We start from the raw sequence: 5,530 nt of genomic DNA, 5'->3' as shown, positions 1-5,530 counted from the left end.
CGTGCAGCGCGGTGCCGAGGCGGTCTACTCCCCGGAAGGTCAGGCCCAGGTGAAGGCGCTGATCGGCTTCTACATGGAGAACGCCGCGATCATCCGGCGGGAGCTCTCGGCCGCCGAGGCAAAGTCGTTGACGGCCCCCGCGATCAGCTTGGCGCGCTTGGTCTCGTCGGGTTCGCGCACGATCAGCGCCAGCGACGGCACAAGCCGCCCCGCCGTGAACCCCGCGTTCATCGCGCCGGTGACGCATTTGGCCAGATCGGTGCTGTTGCGCCCGCCATCCGACCCGGACACGAAGGCGGAACCGACACAGGCCACCGACATCTTCTGCGCCAGTTCGACGCCCTTCGAGATCGTGTTCAGCCACTTGTCGATCGGCGGCTGATCCTTGGGTGCAGCCTTGTGATCGGCGATCATCTCGATCCCCGAAATCGCGCCCGCGGCCAAGGTGGTCGCGGTTTCGGCATGGGTCGCCATCGCCTCAAGCCGGGCGACATTGTCCTTGAGGTCCGAAATCTGCTTGGTGATCGCATCCGTCTGGGGATCGACCTTGGCCAGATTGGCCGTCTCGCTTTTCAGGCTGGCGATCTGGGGGGCGTTTGCGATGGTGATCGAGTTCGACACGATCGATCCGGCGACCTTGACCACCTCCTTGGCGATCCGCAGGCCGATCTTGAGGTTTTCCTGTTCCGCGCTGGTGGATGCCGTGTGTTCCTGAAGCTTGTCCTCATACAGGTCCTTGGCCCCCTTGAAGGCGATGGCCTGTTCGCTGAACTCGTTGGGCACCATGTTCTCGGGGATCAGCCCCGACCGCACCAGCGGCGTCCAGAGTTCGCGGCGGATGTCGGCGTCGGTGAACACGGGCTCGCCGTTCTTGTCCAGCTCGCTTCGCATCGCGCGCTCCATCTCCTTGATGCGCTCGAAGGACTGCTGGAGCGCCTGGATGGCGCCGATGTCGATGAGGTCTGTGTTGGCGTCGATGTCCGCGGTCGTGTCCACTTCCACATCCGCGCGCAGCTGGTTGGAATCGAAGATCCCCTGGTTCACGTCGTCGTCGGTGGCCCGCCACTTCATCTCGGACCGGCCCGCGTCCTCGGTCTTGGTCATCTTGCGCCAGGCGCCCACCAGAAGATTGGGGTCGTCGGTCTTCTGGATGATCAGACCCTGCGCCGCGTCGATTTCCCCGCGCGCCTTGTCGAGGTTGACCGCCAGCGTCCCGGTCAGGAACGCCTCCTTCTTCTGCTGACGCTCGGCGCTGTCGGTCACGGCCGCGACGTCGATCTTCTTTCCCTTCACCCAGTCCACGAACCGGATCTCTGCATCGCTGAGCGGCATCGTTCTCTCCTCAGGCGGGGTTCAGGACTTTCAGGATGTTCACTTCCATCGAGTGCAGCGACCCGGCCAGCTCGGCCCAGGCGGCGCCACGGTCGATGGGATTGTTGCGATAGACGAGGATCGACGGGTCGCTGTCCGTCGCCGCCTTGACGCGGCGCAGTTCCGCCAGCACCTCCTCGCGCGCCTTGTAGATCGCCGCGCGGCGCGCCGTCTCGTCCGTGAGCTTCATCGCATCATCGCATGTCTTCACAAGACTGCCGGCCTTGGGCGCGATCCGCTGTGCGGCGGCGGCGGCCTGTTCCAGAACCTTGGCCACCTCCTCGGCGGCCTTCTTCTGCTGGGGCCCGTCGTCCTTGGCATGGGCCTTGAGCGTTGTGGCCGCACTTGTGGCGGCGGTGCCGATCTGGGCCGGATGCTGGCCCAGCGACGCCATGTAATCCTCGATGGATTTGACTGCACTCTTGTCGATCTTCACGGTCGCACCGACACGCGCGATGATGTCGGTGGCACTCTTGGCGATGTCCGCAAACTCCTGACTGGCGCGCCGGGCATCGACCGCCTTGTCCTTGTCGGCGGCATCAAAGCGCGCCTGCAGGCTTTTCTGCAGGTTCTTCTGTTCGGGATAGGCGGCCAGCTTCTTGTTCCCGTCCAGTTTCTTCCTGAGCGCCTCGAGGTCGGCCTTGGCCTTGGTCCGTGCCGTCTCGGCAGCCGCGACATGCTCGGCATAGGCCACGGCCTCTGCGCTCAGCCGGGTCAGCTTGGCGGCCAGGTCCTGCAGCGCCCCAAGGCTCGTGTCCTTGGACGACAGGGCGGCACCTTCGTCGGCAATCGCCTTCTTGAGCTTCTTGATCTCTTCCTCGGCGTTGGTGATGCCGTCGGCCGTATGGGCATCCGCCATCCGGCGCGCATCGCCCAGCTGCTTGCGGAAATCACCGCCCGTGCCCAGTGACAGATCGGCCTTGGCCAGCCCTTTCAGCGCGGCCTCGATCGCGGTCGTGGCCTTGGTCAGCTCCGCCGCCTGCCCCTGCGGGATCTTGGCGCTGGCGATCAGCTTTTTTGCGTCGCCGTTGACCAGCGCCGTCAGCTTGTCCGCCAGCGTGCCGTCCTTGCCCTTCTTGGACGAGGCCAGCAGCTTTTCGGTGGCCTTGGCGTCGGCCTCGAAGTCCTCGTGCTGCTTCTTCAGCGCCTGCGCCGCCGTCTTCAGCGCGGCGACCTTAGTCTTGATCGCGTCGATTTCCTTGCGCGCGTCAGCCGGCAGAAGGGCGGTCGCGTAGGTCGACTTGAAGGTGTCGAAGCGCTGCCGCGTCTCCTGCAGGTCGGCGGGGAACCAGCCGACAAAGGCCGAATCCGTCAAGGCCTTGGTGACGTTCGGGATTTCCTTCAGTATATGGTCATAGTCCTTTTTCCCGGCCAGCACGGCGGCCAGAAAGGCCTCGGTTTCCTGCGCCTTGGCGGCGATGGCGTCCCCGCTGCCCGCGACATCGGACTCGGCCATCAGTTCCAGCATGTTCGCCTGATCCAGCAGATGCTGCATCGTCTCGCGCGGGACGCTCTTGTCCTCGCGTTCCTCCTGCGTGCCGCCCCGCTTGGCCTCGATCTCGTAATACTGGGCCCCGCCCAGGATCTCGACCTTGATCAGCCGGTCGGGGGGGATGTCGCCGATCTCGGCCTCCTGCAGGGGGCGCGTGCGGAACAGCGAGGTCAGTTCGCCGAAGACCTTGTTCTTGGCCGTGCCCGCGGCCGCCTTGCCATCGGCGTCCTTCTTGGCCGAGGGCCCTGACGCCGGAGCAAAGGCCTTGCGCCGATCATCGAGTATCTTGCGGAACTTGGACAGCATGGCCGCCACGCGGGCGGCCCCGGCTTCATCGTCTTCCTTGATCTTGCCCGCCTCGCCGCGGATCGACGCCAGCGCGGTGCGCAGCCCCTTGTCGGCATCGCCCCCGATCCCCCAGAAGGCATCGAGGTCCAGTGCCGCCTTGCCCAGATCCGCGTTCAGCCGGTCAAGCGCCGAATCCGGTTCGCCGGGCAGGTCGTCGACCTCCGGCAGGGCGAACTTGTTGGCGCCGATGAACTTGATGTAGGGATCCCGCGCCTCTGTCACAACGCGGTTGGCCAGCCCCATCTGCTTGGCCGGATCGACGCCCTTGGCCGCCTTCTTCGCCTCGGCGATATATCCCGTGGCGTGCTCCAGAAGGGACTTCAGCACCTGGAACTGCGCCGGGGTCAGGTCGAACAGATCCTGCTCGCCGGGAAACAGCTTGGCATCGACGGACACCCGTTGCGACGCCGCCGTATAGCGCCGCAGGTCGTTGGCGATGCCGCTCTCCAGGTTCTCGATGCTCTTCTTGTCGCTAGCGGCCACGGCGACGGGCTTGCCGTCCCGGGCCAGCGCGGTCGCCGGGTCGACGGCAAAGGCCGTGGCGGCCTTCAGCCGGTCATCGGCCCGCAGGATGTCATCGGCCCGCCCGGCGGCATCGGCCTTGTAGGCTTCGAACTGCCGCAGCCGTTCCTTCAGGGCATCCAGCCGTTCCTGCGCGGACTTGGCGTCGTCGATCAGCTCGCGCTTGCGCTTGTAGCCATCCTCGAGGTCGAAATCCTTGGCGGCCTTTTCCTTGGACTTGACCAGCGCCTCGAGGTTCCGGATCTGCGCGGCCAGTTCCAGCAGCTTGGCATCGACCTTCGTGTCGCGGTCCTGTTCCCGCTTGGCCACGTCGTTGTTGGCCTTGGCCAGCGTGTCGATCTGCGTCTTGCCCCAGTCGGCAAAAAGCGTGGTCAAGGTGTTCAGGGCCGCGTCGCGCCGGGGGCGGTGCGTCTTCATCAGGAACGCAAGCGACCCCTCCAGCTTGGCCGGCTCGATCGCCTGCGCCGGATCGAGCGCCAGCTTCATGATGTTGCCGATCCCCTCCAGCATCTTGTCGCAGGCGGTGTCGTGGTCGACCACCGCCTTGGCGCGGGCGTCCTCGTCCTTCTTGGCGGGAAAGGGCCGTTCCACCCGGCTGCGGTTCAGGCCGGATACATCGGCGAAGTCCCGCAGGGCGCGCACCTCGGCCTGCGCGGCGACCAGCGGGGCGATGTTGTCGACGCCCTCGAACTTCGGTTCGGGAGGCAAGGACGCACCGATCTTCCGGATGGCGTCGGCCTGGGTCAGCAAGGACGTCGCGCCGCGCACGAACAGGGGGGCATCCGCGGGGGCGTGTTCCACTTGCGACACCAGGGTCGACACCTTTGCCTTGTCCGCCACGAAGCGGCTTCTGGCAGCGACCATCTTGTCGCGGTAGTCACTCACCAGGACTTCGGCTGTCCCCTTCGGCAAGGCATTCAGCACGACGAATCGCGCGTCCAGCAAGGCCTCGACCTCGGCGACGCGGCGGCGATAGGCATCAAGGGCGGCGACGTAGCGTTCGAATTCCTGCTTGATCGTCTTGTTGGCGGCGAGCGCCTCGTCGACCTTTTCCTTGTTCCTGTTGAACCAACCGGAGTCCGGGACCACGCGCAGATAGGCCGACAGAAAGCGAAGCTGTTCGTCGCTCAGTGACATGACAATTCCCAGAATGTGAAAGCGTGAAACCGAACCAGCACGGCAACATGGCAATACGGGCGGGAGTGACGCATTACCCAACCGGATACGTCAAGGATTTCGTGACACAGGCGCAGGATTTCGACGACGCAAGACAGACGTGCACAAGGCCGCGGCACCTGCCCGGGTCGCGCCGCCCCCGATGACCCGCCTGTCATCCGACGTCGGCAAAGCCACCTCTGCATCCTGCCAGCCCCGACCCGCCGCATGGCGGCACGTGGTGGTTCCGGGGGGCAGGTCACGCCCGCCCGCGTTCTGCGCCCGGGGATCTTTGTCCGGGACAGGCCAGATCCCGGGACATGCGCTATCACAGGTGATGACGTCGCCTATGGGCAGTTCCGGTGTTGAGCCAGGGCAACGCAGGCCATGGTCCCTGTCGCCTTGGACGACCGGTCCGGCAAGGGTCGCGTCGCCTCCATCAACGGCGAGGACCGCCTGAATTTCCCAGACGGGCGCACGCTTTCCATTCCGCGCGCATGGGCGGCCGCGGATTTCAACGCGGGTCGGCTGTGACCTGCCACGGGCTTTTTCCTCCATCTGCGATTAGGGTCCGGCCCATTGAGAGGACGGACGATGAAGAAGGCACGACTGACGGAAGAGCAGATCATCGGCATCCTGCAG

3 protein-coding genes are annotated in these 5,530 nt (G+C 65.4%); 1 reads left to right on the top strand and 2 read right to left on the bottom strand.

Annotated elements, in window-relative coordinates:
* Positions 1-69: 69 nt before the first annotated feature.
* Positions 70-1,332, bottom strand: a complete 1,263-nt coding sequence (locus ACLD7X_RS15695; RefSeq protein ID WP_411424615.1) for a hypothetical protein — start codon at positions 1,330-1,332, stop codon at positions 70-72.
* A gap of 10 nt (positions 1,333-1,342) precedes the next feature.
* Complete coding sequence (locus tag ACLD7X_RS15690) at positions 1,343-4,870, bottom strand: hypothetical protein (RefSeq protein WP_411424614.1); 3,528 nt, start codon at positions 4,868-4,870, stop codon at positions 1,343-1,345.
* A 420-nt stretch (positions 4,871-5,290) separates the two neighbouring features.
* Between ACLD7X_RS15690 and ACLD7X_RS15685 the strand changes: the two genes are divergently transcribed.
* Positions 5,291-5,422 carry a hypothetical protein gene (locus ACLD7X_RS15685; RefSeq protein ID WP_425625343.1) on the top strand — a complete coding sequence of 44 codons (132 nt, stop codon included), beginning with the start codon at positions 5,291-5,293 and terminating at the stop codon, positions 5,420-5,422.
* The last annotated feature ends 108 nt before the right edge of the window (positions 5,423-5,530 follow it).

Origin of the sequence: Aphanothece microscopica RSMan92 (assembly GCF_046613545.2) — a bacterium.
In the GTDB taxonomy this organism is placed as follows: Bacteria; Cyanobacteriota; Cyanobacteriia; order PCC-6307; family Cyanobiaceae; genus NIES-981.
The sequence above is the reverse complement of the archived record's forward strand: the minus strand, read 5'-3'. Positions and strand labels throughout refer to the sequence as shown.